Annotated in this window: 19 protein-coding genes; 10 read left to right on the top strand and 9 right to left on the bottom strand. The window is 32.1% G+C overall.

Annotated features, from left to right (window positions below):
- Positions 1 to 3 precede the first annotated feature (3 nt).
- Both FA046_RS01995 and FA046_RS01990 read right to left on the bottom strand, forming a co-directional pair.
- Positions 4 to 570, bottom strand: a complete 567-nt coding sequence (locus FA046_RS01995) for a gluconate 2-dehydrogenase subunit 3 family protein (protein WP_136824685.1) — start codon at positions 568 to 570, stop codon at positions 4 to 6.
- Positions 571 to 578: 8 nt separating this feature from the next.
- Positions 579 to 2258: a GMC oxidoreductase gene (locus FA046_RS01990; protein ID WP_136824684.1), complete on the bottom strand. Its 1680-nt coding sequence runs from the start codon at positions 2256 to 2258 to the stop codon at positions 579 to 581.
- A gap of 362 nt (positions 2259 to 2620) precedes the next feature.
- Here FA046_RS01990 and FA046_RS01985 point away from each other — a divergent pair, with 362 nt between their 5' ends.
- The 10 genes from FA046_RS01985 (at position 2621) to dxs (ending at position 11512) form a co-directional block, all read left to right on the top strand.
- Entirely contained in the window at positions 2621 to 2836 is a 216-nt protein-coding gene (locus FA046_RS01985; RefSeq protein ID WP_262709941.1) for an ORF6N domain-containing protein, read from the top strand.
- A gap of 356 nt (positions 2837 to 3192) precedes the next feature.
- Positions 3193 to 3636 (top strand): 50S ribosomal protein L13, encoded by a 444-nt coding sequence (gene rplM / locus FA046_RS01980; protein ID WP_136824683.1) that lies wholly within the window; start codon positions 3193 to 3195, stop codon positions 3634 to 3636.
- Between the two features lie 18 nt (positions 3637 to 3654).
- Complete coding sequence (gene rpsI, locus FA046_RS01975) at positions 3655 to 4041, top strand: 30S ribosomal protein S9 (protein ID WP_136824682.1); 387 nt, start codon at positions 3655 to 3657, stop codon at positions 4039 to 4041.
- An 18-nt stretch (positions 4042 to 4059) separates the two neighbouring features.
- On the top strand, positions 4060 to 4926 hold the full coding sequence (gene rpsB, locus FA046_RS01970) for a 30S ribosomal protein S2 (RefSeq protein WP_136824681.1): 867 nt from the start codon (positions 4060 to 4062) through the stop codon (positions 4924 to 4926).
- Positions 4927 to 5044: 118 nt separating this feature from the next.
- A complete protein-coding gene (gene tsf / locus FA046_RS01965) occupies positions 5045 to 5884 on the top strand; it encodes a translation elongation factor Ts (RefSeq protein WP_136824680.1) in 840 nt (279 codons plus the stop codon).
- A gap of 232 nt (positions 5885 to 6116) precedes the next feature.
- A complete protein-coding gene (gene pyrH / locus FA046_RS01960; RefSeq protein ID WP_136824679.1) occupies positions 6117 to 6821 on the top strand; it encodes a UMP kinase in 705 nt (234 codons plus the stop codon).
- 19 nt (positions 6822 to 6840) lie between these two features.
- Entirely contained in the window at positions 6841 to 7404 is a 564-nt protein-coding gene (gene frr, locus FA046_RS01955) for a ribosome recycling factor (protein WP_136824678.1), read from the top strand.
- Positions 7405 to 7485: 81 nt separating this feature from the next.
- Positions 7486 to 9252 (top strand): ABC transporter ATP-binding protein, encoded by a 1767-nt coding sequence (locus FA046_RS01950; protein WP_136824677.1) that lies wholly within the window; start codon positions 7486 to 7488, stop codon positions 9250 to 9252.
- Positions 9253 to 9441 carry a PLDc N-terminal domain-containing protein gene (locus FA046_RS01945; protein WP_136824676.1) on the top strand — a complete coding sequence of 63 codons (189 nt, stop codon included), beginning with the start codon at positions 9253 to 9255 and terminating at the stop codon, positions 9439 to 9441.
- A 139-nt stretch (positions 9442 to 9580) separates the two neighbouring features.
- The gene (gene dxs, locus FA046_RS01940) at positions 9581 to 11512 is read left to right on the top strand and encodes a 1-deoxy-D-xylulose-5-phosphate synthase (RefSeq protein WP_136824675.1); all 1932 of its coding nucleotides are present in this window, start codon (positions 9581 to 9583) and stop codon (positions 11510 to 11512) included.
- A 429-nt stretch (positions 11513 to 11941) separates the two neighbouring features.
- On the opposite strand, the gene FA046_RS01935 is transcribed toward dxs, so the two are convergent.
- The 7 genes from FA046_RS01935 to FA046_RS01905 are packed head-to-tail and all read right to left on the bottom strand — an operon-like array spanning position 11942 to position 20877.
- Complete coding sequence (locus FA046_RS01935) at positions 11942 to 13222, bottom strand: glycosyltransferase family protein (RefSeq protein ID WP_136824674.1); 1281 nt, start codon at positions 13220 to 13222, stop codon at positions 11942 to 11944.
- Positions 13223 to 13239: 17 nt separating this feature from the next.
- The gene (locus FA046_RS01930; protein ID WP_136824673.1) at positions 13240 to 14832 is read right to left on the bottom strand and encodes a gliding motility protein RemB; all 1593 of its coding nucleotides are present in this window, start codon (positions 14830 to 14832) and stop codon (positions 13240 to 13242) included.
- 10 nt (positions 14833 to 14842) lie between these two features.
- On the bottom strand, positions 14843 to 16237 hold the full coding sequence (locus tag FA046_RS01925; RefSeq protein WP_136824672.1) for an undecaprenyl-phosphate glucose phosphotransferase: 1395 nt from the start codon (positions 16235 to 16237) through the stop codon (positions 14843 to 14845).
- Positions 16238 to 16251: 14 nt separating this feature from the next.
- Complete coding sequence (locus tag FA046_RS01920) at positions 16252 to 17379, bottom strand: glycosyltransferase (RefSeq protein WP_205943588.1); 1128 nt, start codon at positions 17377 to 17379, stop codon at positions 16252 to 16254.
- Positions 17376 to 18341, bottom strand: a complete 966-nt coding sequence (locus FA046_RS01915) for a GDP-mannose 4,6-dehydratase (RefSeq protein WP_136824671.1) — start codon at positions 18339 to 18341, stop codon at positions 17376 to 17378. Before FA046_RS01915 ends, FA046_RS01920 begins: the two co-directional genes overlap by 4 nt.
- A gap of 14 nt (positions 18342 to 18355) precedes the next feature.
- Positions 18356 to 19603, bottom strand: coding sequence for a glycosyltransferase (locus FA046_RS01910; protein ID WP_136824670.1), 1248 nt, complete (start codon positions 19601 to 19603; stop codon positions 18356 to 18358).
- On the bottom strand, positions 19600 to 20877 hold the full coding sequence (locus FA046_RS01905) for an O-antigen ligase family protein (RefSeq protein WP_136824669.1): 1278 nt from the start codon (positions 20875 to 20877) through the stop codon (positions 19600 to 19602). Before FA046_RS01905 ends, FA046_RS01910 begins: the two co-directional genes overlap by 4 nt.
- Between the last annotated feature and the right edge of the window lie 10 nt (positions 20878 to 20887).

The following is a 20887-nucleotide window of genomic DNA, read 5'->3' as shown; positions in this document are numbered from 1 at the left end:
GATTTATAGATAAACGGGATCTCCTTTTTTATACGGGATGCAAGCATCATACCTGCCAGGTACTTCTACATATTTTAAAACTTGTGTGCCTCCAACTTCTGAAGTAAAAAATCCTAATAAGGTTAACTCCTTTAACATTCTAAAATAATGAGGCGTTTCTTTATTTGCTTCAACTTCAGAATATTCTTTTTGCTCAACATCTAAAGCTGTAAGCATGGTTTTCCTCTTCTCGGCATCTAAATCCATAAAAGACGATTGATATTGTTTTTGGGCTAAATCATTGATGGTTTTTAAACCTGCAGTAAATATCTGTTGATGCTCTGGCTTATAACAATCTTTTACCATAAGCGCCATAAAAGCACCGGTTTTAGCAGCTTTTGCGCCAGGAGTGTTAGTTTCTGGAATAATGGTTTCTGCAATTTCATCCATCAAGCCTACATCATCGCTATTAAAAAGATTATTCACCATTTCTGGTGTAGATTTGCAGCCAGCTAAACTAAATAGCTGACCTCCTATAATTGTACCTCCAAGCAACACCGCAACAGAGGAAAGGGCTTCTCTTCTATTCATAGGTTTAATTATAAATTCATTTTCTTTAATTCTGAAACTGCATGGTCAACCGCTCTTGCCGTAAAAGCCATATAAGTTAATGATGGATTCACACAATTCCCTGATGTCATAAATGAGCCATCAGTTACATAAACGTTTTTAGCATCCCAAACTTGGTTATGCTTGTTTAAAACAGAAGTTTTAGGATCACGCCCCATTCTGGCAGTTCCCATTTCATGAATACCTTGCCCAAAGCCATAACCAGAATCTCTTCCTTTCACATTTTTAATTCCAGCTCTTTCTAACATTTCCTTTGCATCCTCCATCATGTCTCTTCTCATGTTAATTTCATTCTCTTTAATCTCGGCATCTAAAGCTAAAACAGGCAATCCCCATTTGTCTTTTACGTTTTTATCTAATACCGCTTTATTTTCATGATAGGGTAAAATCTCTCCAAAACCGGTCATACCGATGGTCCATTTTCCAGGTTCAGATAAAGCTTCTTTTAGGTCTACGCCGATGCTTAACTCTGCAATTTCCCTGTTCCAACCTTGTCGGCTTGCACCACCTTGATAGCCAAAACCACGGATATAATCTCTTTTTTCTCCGTTCATGTTTCTAAAACGAGGAATGTAAATACCATTAGGTCTTCGCCCAAAGTAATATTTATCTTCATAACCCTCGGCATCTCCAGATGCACCAGTTCTAAAATGATGATCCATTAAATTGTGTCCTAATTCTCCGCTACTACTGCCTAAACCACCAGCCCAAACATCAGTTGCAGAATTCATTAATACCCAAGCAGAGTTTAAAGTGGAAGCACACAAAAAAATCACTTTTGCTTTATATTCTATGGTTTGATTAGTTTGTGCATCTAGTACTTCTACGCCGGTAGCTTTCTGTGAATCCTTATCATACAATATTTTAGTAACAATAGAATAAGGTCTTAAAGTAAGGTTACCCGTAGCCACAGCAGCAGGAAGGGTAGAAGATTGTGTGCTAAAATATCCTCCAAAAGGACAACCCAAATCACATTTATTTCTGTATTGACAATTGCTTCTGCCGGGTAAAGGGCCAGTTACATGAGCAACTCTACCAATAATCATTTGTCGCTGATCCTTGTATTCGCTTTTTATACGGGCGGCCACGTCTTTTTCTACGCAGTTTAAATCCATAGGAGGTAAAAACTCACCATCAGGCAAATGCGTTATACCTTCTTTTGACCCGCTTATGCCTGCAAATTTTTCTACATGGCTATACCAAGGGGCAATTTCATCATACCTTACAGGCCAATCAACCGCAATACCATCTTTAGCATTGGCTTCAAAATCCATATTACTCCAGCGGTAAGATTGCCTTCCCCACATTAAAGATCGTCCACCAACATGGTAGCCTCTAAACCAATCAAAACGCTTAGTTTCTACATAAGGCGACTCTTTTTCATTCACCCAATAATTTAGGTTTTTCTCTGATAAAGCATAGTCTCTTTTTAAAACCGGGTAGTTATTAATCATTTCCTGGGTTCTTCCACCTCTGTGAGGCAATTCCCATGGTGCTTTTGTGGCGTTTTTATAATCTTTAACGTGTTCTATATTCTCGCCTCTTTCTAGCAATAAAGTTTTTAAGCCTTTTTCGGTGAGTTCTTTAGCAGCCCAGCCTCCAGATATACCAGAGCCTATAACTATGGCATCATAGATTTGATTTGACATGAATTAAGTTTATTTGGTACTGTGAATTTAGGAATTTAATTCACAAAAAGAATTATTCAGGCAAAAGTGTTATAAATACATTAAGCCTCTGTTTTTTAAGAGAATTTATGGAAGGTGATGATCTTAAAAAGTAAGATTGAAGCTTGAAAATAGTTTGATGAGAAAAGTTTATATTGGATTTTAACATTTACTCATGATTAAGACATCCACTATTTTGAATACCATCTCTGACGACTTTCTAATCAATAAAATTAAGAGATTAGAAATTTTAAGGTAATGCTTGACAGTGACTTGGCAGAACTTTATGGTGTTTTTTAAATCAGGCGATTAAAAGAAATTTAGATAGATTTCCTGAAGATTTTATGTTTCAGTTGAATGATGAAGAGTGGTTAAACTTGAAGTCACAATTTGTGATATCAAGTTGGGGAGGTAGAAGGAAATTACCCAACGTTTTTACTGAATATGGAGTTTTGATGTTGTCTAGTGTTTTAAACAGCCACCAAGCTATTCAAGTAAATATTCAAATTATTAGAATTTTTTCGAGGTTGCGAAATTTATTGAGTGAAAAATCTGAATAGATTTAGAAATTAGTGAGGTTATAGAAGGATTAACAAAGCCATGAAAAATGCATAGCCACAGTTTTTAAGTGTATAGATGAATTAATTCAGCATAAAATAAATCCTGTTAAAAGAAAAAAATTGAATCCAAAGCAGATGATTTGTGAAAAATAAATCGTTGACTTGCCAAAATGAATAAAGTATTAAGACGCGAAGTCACTTATAAATTTCTACAATTATCTTGCCTAAAAATTACCACCTATAACTTCCAACAAAAAAACTCTTCTCAACTGTTTGACTTTTAAAGTTATAGTTCTATCTTTGCAGTCCCTAAAATTAGGGGAAATCAATTTATTAATTATTTAAATATAAAGCAAGTGAATACGTTAAGTTACAAAACTGTCTCTGCCAATAGAAAGACCGTTGACAAACAATGGGTTGTTGTTGACGCTCAGGGCGAGATTTTGGGGCGCTTGTCTTCTAATATCGCTAAGATTATCAGAGGAAAAAACAAGCCTTATTTTACCCCACACGTAGACTGCGGAGATAACGTGATTGTTATCAATGCAGACAAGGTAAAACTGACCGGAGATAAAATGTCTGATAAGACCTATATCTCTTACACCGGATACCCAGGTGGTCAGCGTTTCATTTCTCCTAAGGAGTTAATGGCAAAGCATCCAACTCGTGTGATTGAGAAGGCTGTTCGCGGAATGTTACCTAAAAATCGTTTGGGAAGAGCAATCTTCAAAAACCTGTATATCTATGCAGGAAACGAGCATCCGCATGTTGCGCAAAACCCTACAACAATTAAATTTTAAATTTAAAGGAGAAAAGAAATGTCAGTTACAAACACTTCTGGAAGAAGAAAAACTGCAGTTGCCCGTATCTATTTGAAAGAGGGTAACGGTACCATTATCGTTAACGGTAAAGACTACAAAGAATATTTCCCAACACTTCCTTTACAGTACATTGTAAATCAGGCTTTTATTGTTGCTGAGGTAACAGGCCAATTTGATGTAACTGTAAATGTTGCAGGTGGTGGTGTTAAAGGACAAGCTGGGGCTGTTCGTTTAGCAATTGCTAAAGCTATTGTAGAATTAGACGCACTTAGGAAACCAGCTCTTAGAGCTAAAGGTTTAATGACACGTGATAACCGTATGGTTGAACGTAAGAAACCAGGTAGAGCTAAAGCTCGTAAGAAATTCCAATTCAGTAAACGTTAAAATTCGGAGGACAAGACAATGGCAAGAACAACTTATCAGGACTTATTGGATGCAGGTGTACATTTTGGTCACCTTACCCGCAAGTGGAATCCGAAAATGGCGCAATTCATTTTTATGGAGCGTAACGGAATTCACATTATCGACTTAAACAAAACTCTTACAAAGGTTGAAGAAGCAGCTTCTGCTATCAAACAAATTGTAAAGTCTGGTCGTAAAGTATTATTTGTTTCTACCAAGAAACAAGCAAAAGACATCGTTGCAGAATACGCAAAATCTGTAAACATGCCTTTCGTAACCGAAAGATGGTTAGGTGGTATGTTAACCAACTTTGCAACTGTTAGAAAGTCTATCAAGAAAATGACCAACATTGACAAGATGACTAAAGACGGTACTTATGATGTATTATCTAAGAAAGAAAAGTTAATGATACAACGTGAGCGTATTAAGTTAGAAAGCCTTTTAGGAGGTATTGCTGATTTAAATCGTTTACCAGCGGCATTATTTTTAGTGGATGTGAAGAAAGAACATATCGCAGTTACTGAGGCCTTAAAGTTAAATATTCCAACTTTTGCAATGGTTGATACTAACTCTGATCCTTCTAACATCGATTTCCCTATTCCAGCAAATGATGATGCTACAAAATCTATCTCTTTAATTACTGGCATTATTGTAAATGCAATTATTGAAGGCTTAGAAGAACGCAAGCAAGAAAAAGATGCTGAAACTGATAAAGAAGCAGCAGCAGAGAAAGCAAAATTAGATGCTCCTGCAGCAGTAGCAGCAGAAAAAACACCTGCTGAAGCTGGTAAAAGAGTAAGAAAAGGTGCTGACGCTGGAACTCCAGTTGCTGAAGCTCCCGTAGCTGAAGAAGCAAAAGGAGAATAAGCCCCTCGGGTCCCCTAAAGGGGATGTCGAAATGGATTTGCATTATAAGTAATAAACAAAATATTCACACCCGGTTCATCCCCCTTAAGGGGGAACGAGGGGGCCAAATTTTTATAAGATGTCTACAGTACAAATTTCTGCAGCAGATGTAAATAAACTTCGTCAACAAACTGGCGCAGGCATGATGGATTGCAAAAAAGCTTTAACAGAATCTAATGGTGATTTTGAAGCGGCAATTGATTTTTTACGTAAAAAAGGAGCTAAAGTAGCTGCTTCTCGTCAGGATAGAGATTCTAACGAAGGAGTGGTAATTGCTAAAACTACTGCTGATGGTAAAAAAGGAATCATTGTTGAAGTAAATTGCGAAACAGATTTCGTGGCTAAAAATGCTGATTTTGTTGCTTTTGCACAGGCTATTGCTGATAAAGCAGTAGAAAACAATGTGAATAGTATTGAAGAATTAACTTCTTTAGATTTAAACGGAACTAAAATTGCTGATTTGATTATTGATCAAACTGGTAAAATTGGTGAGAAAATTGGTGTTTCTAAATTTGAAACCATCTCAGCTGATAAAGTTGTTCCTTACATTCACGGTAACTACCGTTTAGCTGTTTTGGTTGGTTTTAATCAATCGGTTGGTGGTTTAGACGAAGCAGGAAAAGACGTTGCGATGCAAATTGCAGCCATGAGCCCAGTTGGAGTTGATAAAGCTGATGTTGATACTCGTATCATCGAAAGAGAAACTGAAATTGCTAAAGAGCAAATCAGAGCAGAAGGAAAGCCAGAAGAAATGGTTGAAAAAATTGCTGCTGGTAAATTAAACAAGTTCTACAAAGAACAAACCTTATTAAACCAAGAATTTGTAAAAGATTCTACTAAAGATGTTCGTAAATTCTTAGACGAAGTTTCTAAAGGTTTAACAGTAACTGCTTTTAAAAGAGTTGCTTTAGGTGCTTAATAAGTATCGAGATAGAAGTATCAAGTACCAATATTTTGCAAAATGATATAAAAAATCCTCGTCTTTAATTAGATGGGGATTTTTTGTGTTTGATATTTTCTAAATCCAAATCGTATAAAAACGATAATTTTCATATTTTTGACAAAATTCCCCAAAATGAAATGTGACCGTCTTTATGTTTTTAAAAAAATAACAAGAGCAACGGCATTTTATCAAATCAATTAAATAGCTGATGGCATATAAACGAATTCTACTAAAATTAAGTGGCGAATCATTAATGGGTTCTCAACAATACGGTATTGATAATGCAATGGTGCTGCAATATGCCCATGAGATTAAAGCAATTCAAGAAGAAGGTGTAGAAGTAGCTATTGTGGTTGGTGGTGGTAATATTTTCAGAGGCTTAAGTGCTGAAAAATCTGGAATGGATAGAGCCCAAGCAGATTACATGGGAATGCTAGCCACAGTAATTAACTCTATGGCATTACAAAATGCTTTAGAAACTTTAGGGGTTTACACCCGATTGTTATCTGCTATTAAAATGGAGCAAATTTGCGAGCCTTACGTTCGCAGAAGAGCCATCAGGCATTTAGAAAAAGGGAGAGTAGTAATTTTTGGTGCTGGTACAGGAAATCCATATTTTACTACAGACTCTGCCGCAGCCTTAAGAGCTATTGAAATTAAAGCTGATGTGGTGTTAAAAGGAACAAGAGTAGATGGCATTTATACAGCCGACCCAGAAAAGGATCCAACAGCTACCAAATTTGAACATTTAACTTTTGACGAAGTTTACAAAAGAAACCTAAATGTAATGGATATGACTGCTTTTACTTTATGTGATGAAAACAATTTACCTATTATTGTTTTTGACATGAATAAAGACGGAAACCTGATGAAGCTAATTAAAGGAGATACTATAGGAACTTTAGTGAAGTAAAAATTTTAAGATTAAAAACATGAACGAATTCATTAAAATGGAACTAGATGAGGCAAAGTCTAGCATGGATAAGGCCTTAACTCATACAGATTTAGAATTTTCAAAAATTAGAGCAGGTAAAGCCACCGTAGGAATGTTAGACGGAATTATGGTTGATTATTATGGCGCTGCTACTGCTTTAAGTCAGGTTGCAAACGTTAATACGCCAGATGCAAGAACAATTGTAGTGCAGCCTTGGGAGAAAAGCATGATTAACCCTATAGAGAAAGCTATAATGGAGGCAAACATCGGGTTAAACCCACAAAACGATGGGATAATTATTCGTTTAAATGTGCCGCCATTAACAGAAGAACGCCGAAGAGATTTAGTGAAAAAGGTAAAAGAAGAGGCAGAGCGAGGAAGAATTACCGTTAGAAATATCAGAAAAGCAACTAACGAAAGCATCAAGAAATTGAAAAATGATGGTGCTTCTGAAGATGATATTAAAGTTGGTGAAGCTGAAGTTCAAAAATTAACGGATAGTTATATTATAAAAGTAGATCAGTTAGCTGAACTCAAAGAAAAAGACGTAATGACTGTTTAATAAGTCATTTCATCATCACATCTAAAGGGAATAGGATAAATACTTATTCCCTTTCGTATTTTTGCGGATTATTGAAAATAGATGAAAATATTAAAGGTTTACCTTCAAAAATATAAAGGCTTAATTGGATTAGCATTATTATTTGCAGCCATTAATCAATGCTTTTCTTTAATTGATCCACATATTACTGGAAGAATAGTAGATGAGTTTATCGAAAAGAAAGATCAGCTTTCTGAGCAAGAATTTACTTACGGGGTATTAAAGCTTATTGGCTTGGCGGTTGGTGCAGCAATGGTGTCAAGAATTGCTAAAAACTTTCAAGATTATTTTGCCAACATCATTACACAAAAATTAGGAGCCAGCATGTATGCTGATGGTTTAGCACATTCTCTAAAACTTCCATATCAAACCTTTGAAGATCAACGAAGTGGCGAAACTTTGGGTATTTTACAAAAGGTAAGAACAGATTCAGAGAAATTTATCATATCCTTTATTAATATTTTGTTTACAAGCTTGGTAGGGATGATTTTTGTGATCATTTATTCTTTAACCATCAGTTATAAAGTTACGCTGGTTTATTTTGCCGCTATTCCACTCATTTTTTTAGTGAGTTGGGTGCTCAGTAAAAAAATTAAAGTGATCCAAAAGAAAATTGTTGGGGAAACCACTTCATTAGCCGGCTCTACTACAGAATCTTTAAGGAACATAGAATTGGTGAAAAGTTTAGGTTTGGCCAATCAAGAAATCAATAGATTAAACAATACCACGTACAAAATTTTAGACTTGGAGCTAAAGAAGGTTAAATACGTACGAAGCATGAGCTTTTTACAAGGAACCACCGTGAATTTGGTAAGAAGTGCGATGGTGATTATTTTACTGTTGCTGATATTTAAAAATGATATTTCGGCAGGGCAGTATTTCACTTTCTTGTTTTACTCTTTCTTTTTATTTGGTCCATTACAAGAGTTTGGAAATATTATTTTAACCTATAGGGAGGCAGAAGCATCGTTAAATAACTTTCAGCGTATTTTAAGTACGCCTGTTGAAGTGAAACCTTCAAATCCGGTTGCAACTGGAATAATTAAGGAATTAGTTTTTGAAGAAGTAAGCTTTAAACATTTAACAGCAACCAGAAACGCCTTAAATAGCATCAGTTTTAAAGTGAAGAACGGCGAAACCATAGCTTTTGTAGGTCCATCAGGCTCGGGTAAAACTACTTTGGTGAAGTTGCTGGTGGGTTTATATCCTCCAATATTTGGAAAAATAAAATATAATGAGGTTGATAGCCTAGAAATTGATTTAGATGATTTAAGAGAAAAAATAGGTTTTGTAACACAAGATACTCAGCTTTTTTCGGGTACTATTAGAGAAAATTTATTATTTGTTAGGCCAAATGCAACAGATGAAGAATGTATGGCGGTTTTAAAACAAGCAGCATGCGAATCTTTATTGGCAAGAGCAGCACACGGTTTAGATACTATCATTGGTGAAGGAGGCGTGAAAGTTTCTGGAGGAGAAAAGCAACGCTTGTCAATAGCTCGTTCTTTATTGAGAAAGCCTAATATTTTGGTTTTTGATGAAGCCACTTCTGCTTTAGATTCTATCACCGAAGAGGAAATCACTAAAACTATTAGAGATGTTTCTGATGAATCAGATCGTATTACTATTTTAATAGCACACCGTTTATCTACCATTATGCATGCTGATAAAATCTTTGTTTTAGAAAAAGGTAATATTGTTGAAGAAGGTAAGCATGCTCAATTATTAGAAGAAAAAGGACTTTATTTTGCCATGTGGAGGCAACAGATTGGAGAACGTTTTCAAGCTGAAACACTAGAATTAAAATAAATGGAAAAAATAGTGCTTGTAGGCTTGTTTTTATTCCCATTATTAGTGAGTTTATTCGCTATAAAAGATATTTTTAACAACAAATTACTCAACAATAACCAAAAATTACTTTGGATAATTGTAGTTATTTTAATTCCTTTAGTTGGGGCTATTATTTATTTTTTCTTTGGAAAATCTAAAGTTCTTTAATTAGTAGTCAGCGTATTTTTATAAAACATAAAAATTCTTTAAAAATATCATCTTAGCAAAACATTATTTGGCTTGCTTTGTCATGATAATTAGTAAAGAATTTATTACTTTGTAGATTATAATTCATCCTAAGCATAAAATGGAAGTTCAGGCGGGGCCTCTCTTATCACAAATTAATTATCCATCCGATTTAAAGAAATTTAATGAAGATCAGTTAGAAGAAATTTGTAAAGAATTAAGGCAATATATTATTGATGTTGTTTCGGTTAATGGTGGGCATTTTGCAGCTAGTTTAGGTGTTGTTGAGCTTACTGTGGCGCTTCATTATGTGTTAAATACACCATACGATCAATTGGTTTGGGATGTAGGACATCAGGCTTACGGACATAAAATATTAACTGGTAGAAGAAACGTTTTTCATACCAACAGAATTTATAATGGGATTAGTGGATTCCCAAAAAGATCAGAAAGTGAATACGATACTTTTGGTGTAGGTCACTCTTCTACTTCTATTTCCGCTGCTTTAGGTATGGCTGTAGCTTCTCATTACAAAGGAGAAACAGACCGTCAACATGTAGCCGTAATTGGCGATGGAGCTATGACAGCAGGAATTGCTTTTGAGGCCTTAAATCATGGAGGAATAGAAAACTCTAATCTTTTAGTGATTTTGAATGACAACTGCATGTCTATTGACCCCAATGTGGGAGCTTTAAAAGAATATCTTACAGATATTACTACCAGTAAATCTTACAATCGTTTCAGAGATGATGTATCTGCGGTACTCAGCAAGATATCTGAATTAGGTCCGAACGCTCATGAGATTGTTAAAAAAATAGAAAAGAGCATCAAGGGAACTTTATTAAAAAAGAGTAATTTATTCGAGTCGTTAAAATTCAGATATTTTGGCCCTATTGATGGGCATGATATAGAGCATCTGGTAAAAGTGTTAAATGATTTAAAAGATATTCCAGGCCCTAAAATTTTGCATTGTGTAACAATTAAAGGGAAAGGATTTGCATTAGCAGAAAAAGATCAAACCAAATGGCATGCCCCAGGTCTTTTTGATAAAATTACCGGAGAGATTAAAAAAACTGTGGTAGATAAACCACAACCTCCAAAGTATCAAGATGTTTTTGGACATACTATGGTAGAGTTGGCCGAGCAAAATGATAAAATTATGGGGATTACCCCAGCCATGCCTTCTGGTTGTTCTCTAAATATTATGATGAGAGCCATGCCAAACAGGGCATTTGATGTGGGTATTGCCGAACAACATGCAGTCACTTTTTCTGCTGGATTAGCTACACAAGGCTTAATTCCTTATTGCAATATTTACTCTAGCTTTATGCAAAGAGCCTTTGATCAGGTGGTGCATGATGTGGCGTTACAAAAATTACCTGTTGTTTTCTGTTTAGATAGGGCAGGAATAGCTGGAGCTGATGGACCAACACATCATGGCGCTTATGACATTGCATTCTTTAGGTGTATTCCTAATATGATTGTTTCTGCTCCGATGAATGAAGAGGAGTTAAGAAATTTGATGTATACGGCTCAACTCAAACATCATGGCGGACCATTTTCTATTCGTTATCCCAGAGGGAATGGCGTAATGCCAGATTGGAAACGTCCTTTTAAAGAAATTGAAGTAGGAAAAGGAAGAAAAATTTGCGATGGAGAAGATATAGCTATTTTAACTCTAGGTCATATTGGTAACGAAGCGGTAAAAGCTTGTTTAGAATTAAATGCTGAAGGCTATCATCCTGCACATTATGATTTGCGATTTGCTAAGCCTTTAGATGAAAGAATGCTGCATGAAGTTTTTTCTAAATTTAGTAAAGTCATTACCATAGAAGACGGTTGTATTCAAGGTGGATTTGGAAGTGCCGTACTAGAATTTGCAGCCGATCATAAATACAAAGCGGAGATCAAAAGATTAGGTATGCCCGATGCTGTGATTGAACATGGTGAACAAGCCGAATTATGGGACGAATGTGGCTATGATGCCCATGCGATTATTTATGAAGTGAAGCAAATGGTAATGGCCAGACCAACGAAGAGTTTGGTAGGGTAATAAAATAAACAAAAAACCAGTATGTTTCAAGTATTGGTTTTTTTGATCCTAAATTAAATCAGTTATGAACCAAATTGTTATACAAATAATAAGCAAAATAACGGTTTTTGATAGTTCGCTCCAAAAGTGACTGATATTGTTTTGAGTAGTTATTGTAAAATTTTTCATGAGAGTATTTTTATAATAGATGTATTTTAATCCAAAAGGTTTAATTTTAATTAGCAGAAATTTTTAAAATTCATATATTCAATTATACCGATTCTTAGGAATAGAATAGGTGAATTTAAAAATTAATAGAGCGTTCAATTAAAATATAAACAATTATATATAGCAATTATTTAAATAGTTCTAAATAATTGTAATTAAATTCAAAATTATGGTTTAATATTGAATTTTCAATACCAGTATATTGGTATTGTATAAAATAGGTTACTCATTTTGTAAAATATACTCAACAAATCTTTTCGATTGACTTTGTCTTTTGTTCTCGTTGGAGTAATTATTTGGAGTGATATTAAAATTTTCATTTTTTTCGAACTTAACCCACATTTTTTCCAAGATGTTTAATGTTTCCTCAATTGAGTTACAAACAAAACCAGCATCATGTTCAGTAATACTTTTTTCTAAATCGCCATTATCTGTTTTAGGTAATAAAATAGGCTTTCTAAATGAAATATAGTCCATTTGTTTTGAAGTAATTATACCAGACCTATTACCGTATTTAAGGTGTAGAAATAAAGATGCATCATTTAAGTAGGGGATTAACTCTTCAGCTTTCAACCTATTTGTTACCTCACAAACATCATTTAATTTGTAGTCATTAATTTTGGAGAATAATAGTTTATTTAAGTGCGCTCCAAGAAATTGCACCTTCACCTTTGCTCTATTTTTATTTTTTAAAAAAATATTAATTGCCTCAAAAAAAGTTCCATCCTTTAATTGTTCATTATAAATTGTACCAAGGTATACTATATTAAATGTACCAGCTTCTATAAACTTTAATGGTTGTTTATATTCAAAATTGCTTCCATTTATTATGACCTTAATTTTTTTTTGGTACTTTTTTGGAAAATAATTCCTAAGTGTTTCGGAAACTGTAATTATCAATGAAGCCCTATCTAAAAGGTTTTTCTCTCTACTAATGTGTAATTTTTTTTTAAGAAATTGGATTACGGGATTCGCATCTAAAGCACAATAACCAAAAGTCCAAGGATCCCTATAATCTAATATAAGTCTGTAATTTATTGTTTTTGAAAGCTTGTCAGCATAAGTAAATATCCCAAAAGGGCCACCAAATACTATTACATATCCATTTTTGATAGGCGCTAACGCAATAATTAACTCCTCAATGTTCGAGTTAGAGGGACTAAATACATCCTTGCCAGTTAAAATTTGATTTATAAAATTAAATAATTTCCATGTTCGATTATACCCTTTGTTAATTAGTAGGAAAACAATTTTCTGAATAAAATTAAGCCTTGGATTAATCTTCAAAATTCTATCCTCGACAAATTCATCAAGAGGTTTCTTTTCTTCATCATGACCAAGACCAATTCTCTTTTTTAATGGATATTTAAACTCAAGAATTTTTACATCAAATTTTTCTTCTATTAAAGAATTTAATATGCTAAGAAATCTAGCTTTTGATGTAGTTTCTTCTCTTAGGTAAGGATATATTAAAATGACTTGCTTAATATCGTTATTATCCATATTAAAAAGACATAAAACTAAAAATCATTATAAATATTTCTAAAACTACTCCTTAGTCCTATAGAAATCCAGCTGGTTTTATGATTTATTAATGAATTTGATTCTCTTCTAATCACAGATCCAATTTCTAATCTTAGATTTGTTTTAGGATTTATAAGGTAAGAAGCTTTTGCATCTAAGAAAAAAAGATTTGTTTCTAATCCTTGAGCGATAGTATTATCTAACGGCTTAACCGCAGTAAGGTATGGTTTAAAGGGATCTTTGCCATAATTACTTGTGCCTATATCATAGCCATAATCACCTATGTTAAGTTTTGTGATGAAATTAAATCGATTGATATTATAACTCAAAAAACCTACTATCTCTTTAAAATTTGCACCAAATGGATGAGCTAATGGCTCACTATAATGAGTATAACTACCAATTAAATTTCTGGATGAGTAGGTATAAGGTCTAGCAGTATTGTATTCTAATAAATAATTTAGATTTTCTATTCCAATTAAATTGGCCCCTCTCATTCCTAATTGAATACCCCATTTATTTCTACTACTACCAGATTTCTTAAAAAAATTCTTTGCTTCAAACTCGTCTAAAGCAAATTGACTATATAGTGTAATTCCTTTAGATAATTCGTATTTAGATGTAAAGCCAATCAATGCATTATCTGGAGATCCATTCATTGCTTCTATAGGCCTTAAAAAAATAAATGGATTAATATAGGTAAAATCAAAACCTCTTCTATTTCCTGAATCATCATAAGCCGCCCAAATTATAGCATCAAAAAATCCCAATGATAAACGATTATTAACATTCCAGTCTAAATAATGAAAAATTCCTCCTTTTTTTCTGTTCCCTGCATCATATGAGAACTTATTAGCTTTTGGCTCCTGAAATCCAGCCCAAATAGATGTGTATTGTACATTTCCTAGTTTAGCAGTAGCTTTCAGAAACGGATAATTTGATCCATAATCTGATAAAAGCATAGATCTATAACCATCCCCAAGGAATAATTTATCTTGAGCAAGGGTAATATTTAAATATTTGACCGGTGTGTATGATAAAATCGCAGTAGAGTAAGACCAATCTCTGGCAAGATCTTGAGGCGTCCTATCATAGCTTTGTCCAGGGACTATATTAGTTTTAAAGATATATTGGTTTAGATACTCAGGAAATAGAGCTTGATTTTCGTAACCACTTGTATAAAATGAAAATTTCTTTCCTATAGTTCCACCAACTTGGTATCCTCTGGTATTCTGCCAAGTTGTTTCTTTATTTGAACTGCCTAACTGAAAATCGGGTAAAAAATCAATGTAAAACGTATAATCTTTACGTTTTAAATCAATTAAATGTTCTTCAAATAATTTTCTGTAAATCCAACTTTTATTTGAAACAATTAGTGTATCATTTTTTTTTGAGAAAAAATCAGTTGTATCACTTTTAAAGTATGGCTTTAAAGCAGTATGAATCCATGTATATTTATTATAATAAAAGCTATCTAGCTTATGGTAGGATTCAAAAGTGTAAGGTATATATTGATTATTTGTTTGAGAAATTGCCTGATTTAGAATTATAAAGATTAAGAATGAGGTAAAAAAAATAATTTTTTTCATGTTATTATACTTAATAGGCATTTTCTTCGCCTTTTAATACATTCCAAACAGTTAAAAAAATAATTTTTAAATCAAGTGAAAGTGACCAGTTTTCTAAATAAAAAACATCATATTCCACTCTTTTTTTCATATCGTTTATGTGCTTCGTTTCTCCTCTATACCCGTTGACCTGAGCCCACCCAGTTATACCTGGCTTAATTAGTTGTCTAACCATATATGATGATATTAATTTAGAATATTCTTCATTATGCAATATCATGTGAGGTCTTGGACCAACAACCGACATTTCACCTAAAAGAACATTTAAGAATTGAGGGAGCTCATCTAAACTTGTTTTTCTTAAGAATTCTCCAACTTTTGTAACTCTGTTATCTTTCTTCACTGCCTGAAAGGTATCTGAAGTATTATTTGTTTTCATAGTTCTAAATTTGAAGCAAAAAAAAGGTATTTTATCTTTACCTAATCTCTTCTGTAAGAAAAAGACAGGTCCTTTTGAATCAATTTTTATTAATGTTGCAATTATTAAAAATAGCCACGGAAATACAAGTAAAATAAGTAAAACGCTAAAAACTATATCAAATGATCTTTTAACAAATCTTAAATGTGGAGCTTCTAATGGCTCATGTCTTAAGGTAATTACTGGTTGACCACCAAATATATCAATGGTGTATCTATTAGAAAGTATATAATTATAGTCAGGTATAAGCTTTACCCTTACACCACCATTGTTGGCTTTTTTTACAATTTCAAATACTTTTTCATGGGCATAATTAGGTAATGCTATTACGATTTCATTCAAATTAGGATATGTTTTTATGACATTTTCTAATTGATTTATATTGCCAAGATATTCTGCGCTTATATATTTCTTTGATTGATCATCTAAAAAACCTATAACTTCATAACCAAAATTAGGATTTAGTTTAATCGTTTTATAAAAATCTAAGCCTGTTTTCCCTGCACCTATTATAATAATTGACCTTAAATTTTGACCTCTTTTTCTAAGATAAAGTGTACCTCTTTTTAAAAGTATTTTGGTTGAGGGAATAATAAAAAGTAAACTACTTATATATATAATTACGAAAGTTCTACCATATAATTCATAATTTATAGTGAATAAAAATAAACCAGAAGCTATTGCCTGAAAGAAAATAGAATTAAAACTTTTTAACAATTCAATTGCAAATGCTTTTCTGTTTCTAGATTCATCATATAATTGATTTGATTTTGAGGTAAAATACCAAGTTGAAATTAAGTATAATAGAAATCCTAAGTCTAAAAGGGTGAAATAAAATGAATTTAACTTTACTCTTATCAAGGTAAAAGTTATTAAATAAGATAGAATGAGACATATAATGTCAGCAATAAACCTAATTGTGTATACTTTATGTTTAATTAATGACATAGACTTGAATTAGTTTATTTGTCTAAACTAGCTTTGTATTTCGCATCGATGAAGTTACGAATTTTTGATATAAATATAGGTTCATCAAAATTTTCAGCATGTCTTCTTATGAAATTGCTATCAAACTTTAAGGACTCAAATTTTCTTACTGCATTGATTAAGGATTCAACTTCTTGATCCATAAAAAATAAGGCAGTAGCCTTCTTTGCATCATCAGTATATGGTATCATAGTATCTAAAACACCTCCTTTACCATAAGCTATAACAGGCCTTCCAGAAGCATTAGCCTCTAAAGGGGTTATGCCGTAATCTTCATGTTGAGGAAATATAAATGCTTTTGCTTCAGAATAAATACTTGCAAGATCTTCACTACTTAGTCCATGCTTAAATTCAATGTTTTCATTAGCTAATTCTTTCAGTTCATTTTCTTTTGACCCTTTCCCAACTACTATTAGTTTGAATCCTAAAACGTTAAAAGCTTTTATAACCAGATCAACTTTTTTATAGAATTCTAGACGCGATACTAATAAATAATAATTACCTTGTTTTGGTGAAATATAAAAATTACCTATGTTAACTGGAGGTTTTATTATTATTATTTCATTTCTTGGATGATAAGAATCTTTGATTCTTTGCTTTGTCTCTTCAGTCATTGCAATAAAATAGTCAGTTCTTTGCGCAGCTTTAAAATCAATTTTTTTTATTAATTTAATTACTAGATTAAAAATCCACTTTTTAACCCCTTTGCTATCAACATACTCTGAATATGAATTTGGACTCCAAACTAATCTAAAGGGGGTGTAACAATAGGTTATTACAATGGTCCTGTCAGAAACATTTATATATTTTCCTGCATGGGTAGTTGAAATTAAAAGAATGTCAATTTCATTTGGGATTTTGAGGTTTCTCATTGCGATTATACCAAATGGAAAAAAAAGTCTTTTCATAGAGATCTCATTATTTGCAATTTTTTGCATGTTAGATGTTACTATTTCTGTGCTTTTATAATAAGGATAAGTTAGTTCCTTATTATATGCCATGGTATATATTTTTGACATAGGAAATGCCATGTGCATGCAACGAACAACTTGTTCTGCTCCTCCCTTTCTTAATAACTCATCGTGTACAATTGCAATTTTCATATAATATAATTTTTTATTTCTTCGTCAATTAAAATATCTAAAACATCATAAAATGTTTTATTGTATTCCCACCCAAGCTGTTTTTTTGCCTTTGTATTGTCTCCATAAATATCCTCTATTTCTGTTGGTCTAAAAAGTTTTGAATCCTCAAATAATTTGCTTTTTGAGATGTTCAACTTTTCAAATACATAATAGATGATATCTCGTAAAAATAGAGATTGGCCGGAGCATATTAAATAATCATCAGGATTGTTTTGTTGTAATGATAAATACATAGCTTTAACGTAATCTTTTGCGTAGCCAAAATCACGCTTAATATCAATATTACCTACAATGAGTTTGTCAGTTTTTTTATGAATGATGTCTAAAGATGTTTTTAAAACTTTTTTAATGAAGAAATTGGGGCTTCTTAAATAAGATTCATGATTAAATAGAACTCCATTTACTCCATAAATCCCATAAGACTCTCTATAATTGGTCAAAATCCAATAAGCTGAAGCTTTTGAAATGGCATATGGACTTAAAGGATGTAATGGCATATCTTCATTAACGGGTAAATTTTTAACTTTCCCATACATTTCACTACTGGAAGCCTGATAAAATTTAGTTGAATAACCTAAAATTCTAATACATTCTAAAATTGACAGCACAGAATGAGTATTATAATTAATTGTACCAATTGGTTGTTCAAATGAAAGACTAACAGAACTTTGAGCAGCTAAATTATAAAACTCATCTGGCTGATACTTTAGCATTAATTTAAATAAGCTGGAGAAATCTAATAAATCACATTCTTCAATCTCTATTAATTCACTTATTTCTAGATAAGAAAGGTTTTTATTATTATAATTTGAATAACCTCTTGTAAGACCTATTACTCTATAATTTTTTTTTAATAAAAATTTAGCTAAGTATGCTCCATCTTGGCCCGTTATTCCGGTAATTATTGCGGTTTTTTTCATTAAATATTCTCTTATTAAGAGTTTAAAATCATATTATAAAAAGAAAGTACTTTAGTGGAATAATCACTCCTAGATCTATTTTTATTCCAAAATCTGGAATAAGCATTTAAACTTAATTTATGCAACAAATTATTGTCTGTCATTAATAAGTCAATACATTTTGATAGTTGAGTAATATTTTTTGCTTGGAAATGTAAACCATCAAAATTGTTTGTAACTAATTCTTTTGCAGCACTACAGTCAGAAACGATACTAGGTATGCCATAAGATGCAGCCTCTTGTACTACTAGTCCGTAGGTTTCATACCAAACAGAAGGGAATACTAGAAATCTAGATTTTATTAAGAGGGTATATATTTCTTCTTTAGTTTTCCAACCCAAGAATTTCACCATTGGATATTTAATTTTAAGTTCGTTTAGTTTGTCTCCTTCTCCAACAACAATTCCATTATGAAGATTTAGAGATTTTAATGCCTCACAAAAATACTCCACTCCTTTTTCCCCAGACAATCTTCCTATGAAGATACAATTTGTATTTTTTATTGCGTCAGCTTTACCATTTCTTTCTAAATCTATTGGATTTTCAATAAAAGATATGTTATTAAATTTTTCAATATAAGGTTCTAAAATATTATAGGATAGTTTACTAAGTGATATCAGATTTATTTGTTTTCTATAAATGTTAAATATGAAATTTTGTAAAAATGTTCTAGTGAATCTATAGAGCTTTATTTTGTAGTTACGGGAATCACAATTTGTAGTCAAGCAATCAAGAGATAATGGAATTTTAGTACATATTTCAGCCTTATGATAATTATAAAAGCCTCCATTTGGACACGCAATAAAAAAGTCATGAAGCGTAATAATTAAATGGAATTTTTTTTTTAAACAAGCATAAATTGGACTGAATGAAAGTGATTTAGTCCAGCCATGCACATGGATGATTGTATTATTGGGATTAAAGTTATCTAATATATTGCTTATTTTCTGGTAAGACTTGATATTAAATATGCCATTTAAAATACCATGATATTTATTAGGGTTCTTTATTGCTTCATTTTGCTCCAAGTGATATATATCCTCAATTCCGGAATTTAAAAGTTCTGGATCTATCGATCCTGTTGCGCAAAAAAAATATACTTTTACACATTCAAATTTACTTAATCCAATTGCAGTTTCTATAGCAATCTTAGCAGCTCCACCATTAATATTGGAGAAATCATTAATCACAATTACATTAATTTCTGAGATCTTTAAGTTCAATTTGAAATTTTTAGTTGATTAGTCGATAATATTATCCCAAAGAAAACCCAAATGAATAACATTGAGAATGTCGGAAATGCAAAAAAATAAAGTAAAGAAACAAAACAACCAGACGATAACACTAAACTTATTTTGGATTTCTTAAATATTTGATTCAAAAATAAGAGAAATATAAAAAAAGCGAAAATTCCGCATTCTGAAAGTATTTCTACATAAATGTCATTAGGTATAGCTTTACCGCCCAAATCAAGCTCTGGCAAGGGATTATAATGACGGAAATGTCGTCCAAAATTTGCAAGTCCAACTCCTAATACAGGATTATGATAAAAGATAATAAGCGCTGAATAGCTAGTATTTAATCTATCCACTCTGGAATAGATATCATTGGGGTTTTCCAAGGACTCTTCAGTTGCAAATAACTTATTATAAAATAAACTTTTAAATGTAGGACTCAATTCTGTTAAAACAGAAAACATTGTGAAAATACAAAATAGTCCAGCAATCATCTTTATTTTATGTTTTTTGTATTTATTATAAAAAATAATTAACCAAAAAATAATTGAGCACAAAAATGAAGCTGTAGAAAAAGTCGTGATAATTGTTATGAAAAAAAAAAGAGACAACTTATTTTTGGTAAAATATTTAGCTAGAACGGCAGATATAAATAAATAAAACCCCATGAAATTTCCCTCAGTGAATGTGCCAGACCGAATAAAATCTCCACCAAGCTTTAAGTTTATATATTGAGGATTATCAATTCCAGGAAGAATGAACGTTGGGAGTGAAAGAAAACCAGAAAAAAAAAGATACCATGAGTATAAGGAGGCTATAAATGCTCCAAATAAAAAATAATTTATAAGGTTACGGGTTTCTTTAAAGGCATTGAAAGTAATTATTAGTGATATAATTACCATTAATACGTAAAAAAATTTCAATAGACTATCAACTAAACCACTTATTCTAACGGCATCTTCCGCTAAAGGATAGTTATATGTATAAAATGTATTCACTACAATTGAAATTGATATGAAAAATATAAAAAGTATAAGCAAACAAAGTATTTTTTTGTCTAAGGTGTTTTTATTGAACTTTCTGTTTAATAATTCAACTAATACAATTAATATTAGAAAGATTTCTGATAATTTTAAAGGGAATGAGATATTGATAGTTAGAGCTTGTGAAAAAGGTAAAAAAAATAAAAAAGCTTTCATCAAAAACTGATGAATTGTAAAATTATTAGTTTTATGAAGATTAAGTTCATTTGTATTTAACATAAGTAAATTT

Source organism: Pedobacter cryophilus (assembly GCF_005116455.1).
In the GTDB taxonomy this organism is placed as follows: Bacteria; Bacteroidota; Bacteroidia; order Sphingobacteriales; family Sphingobacteriaceae; genus Pseudopedobacter; species Pseudopedobacter cryophilum.
This window is presented reverse-complemented; position numbering and strand designations above follow the sequence as displayed.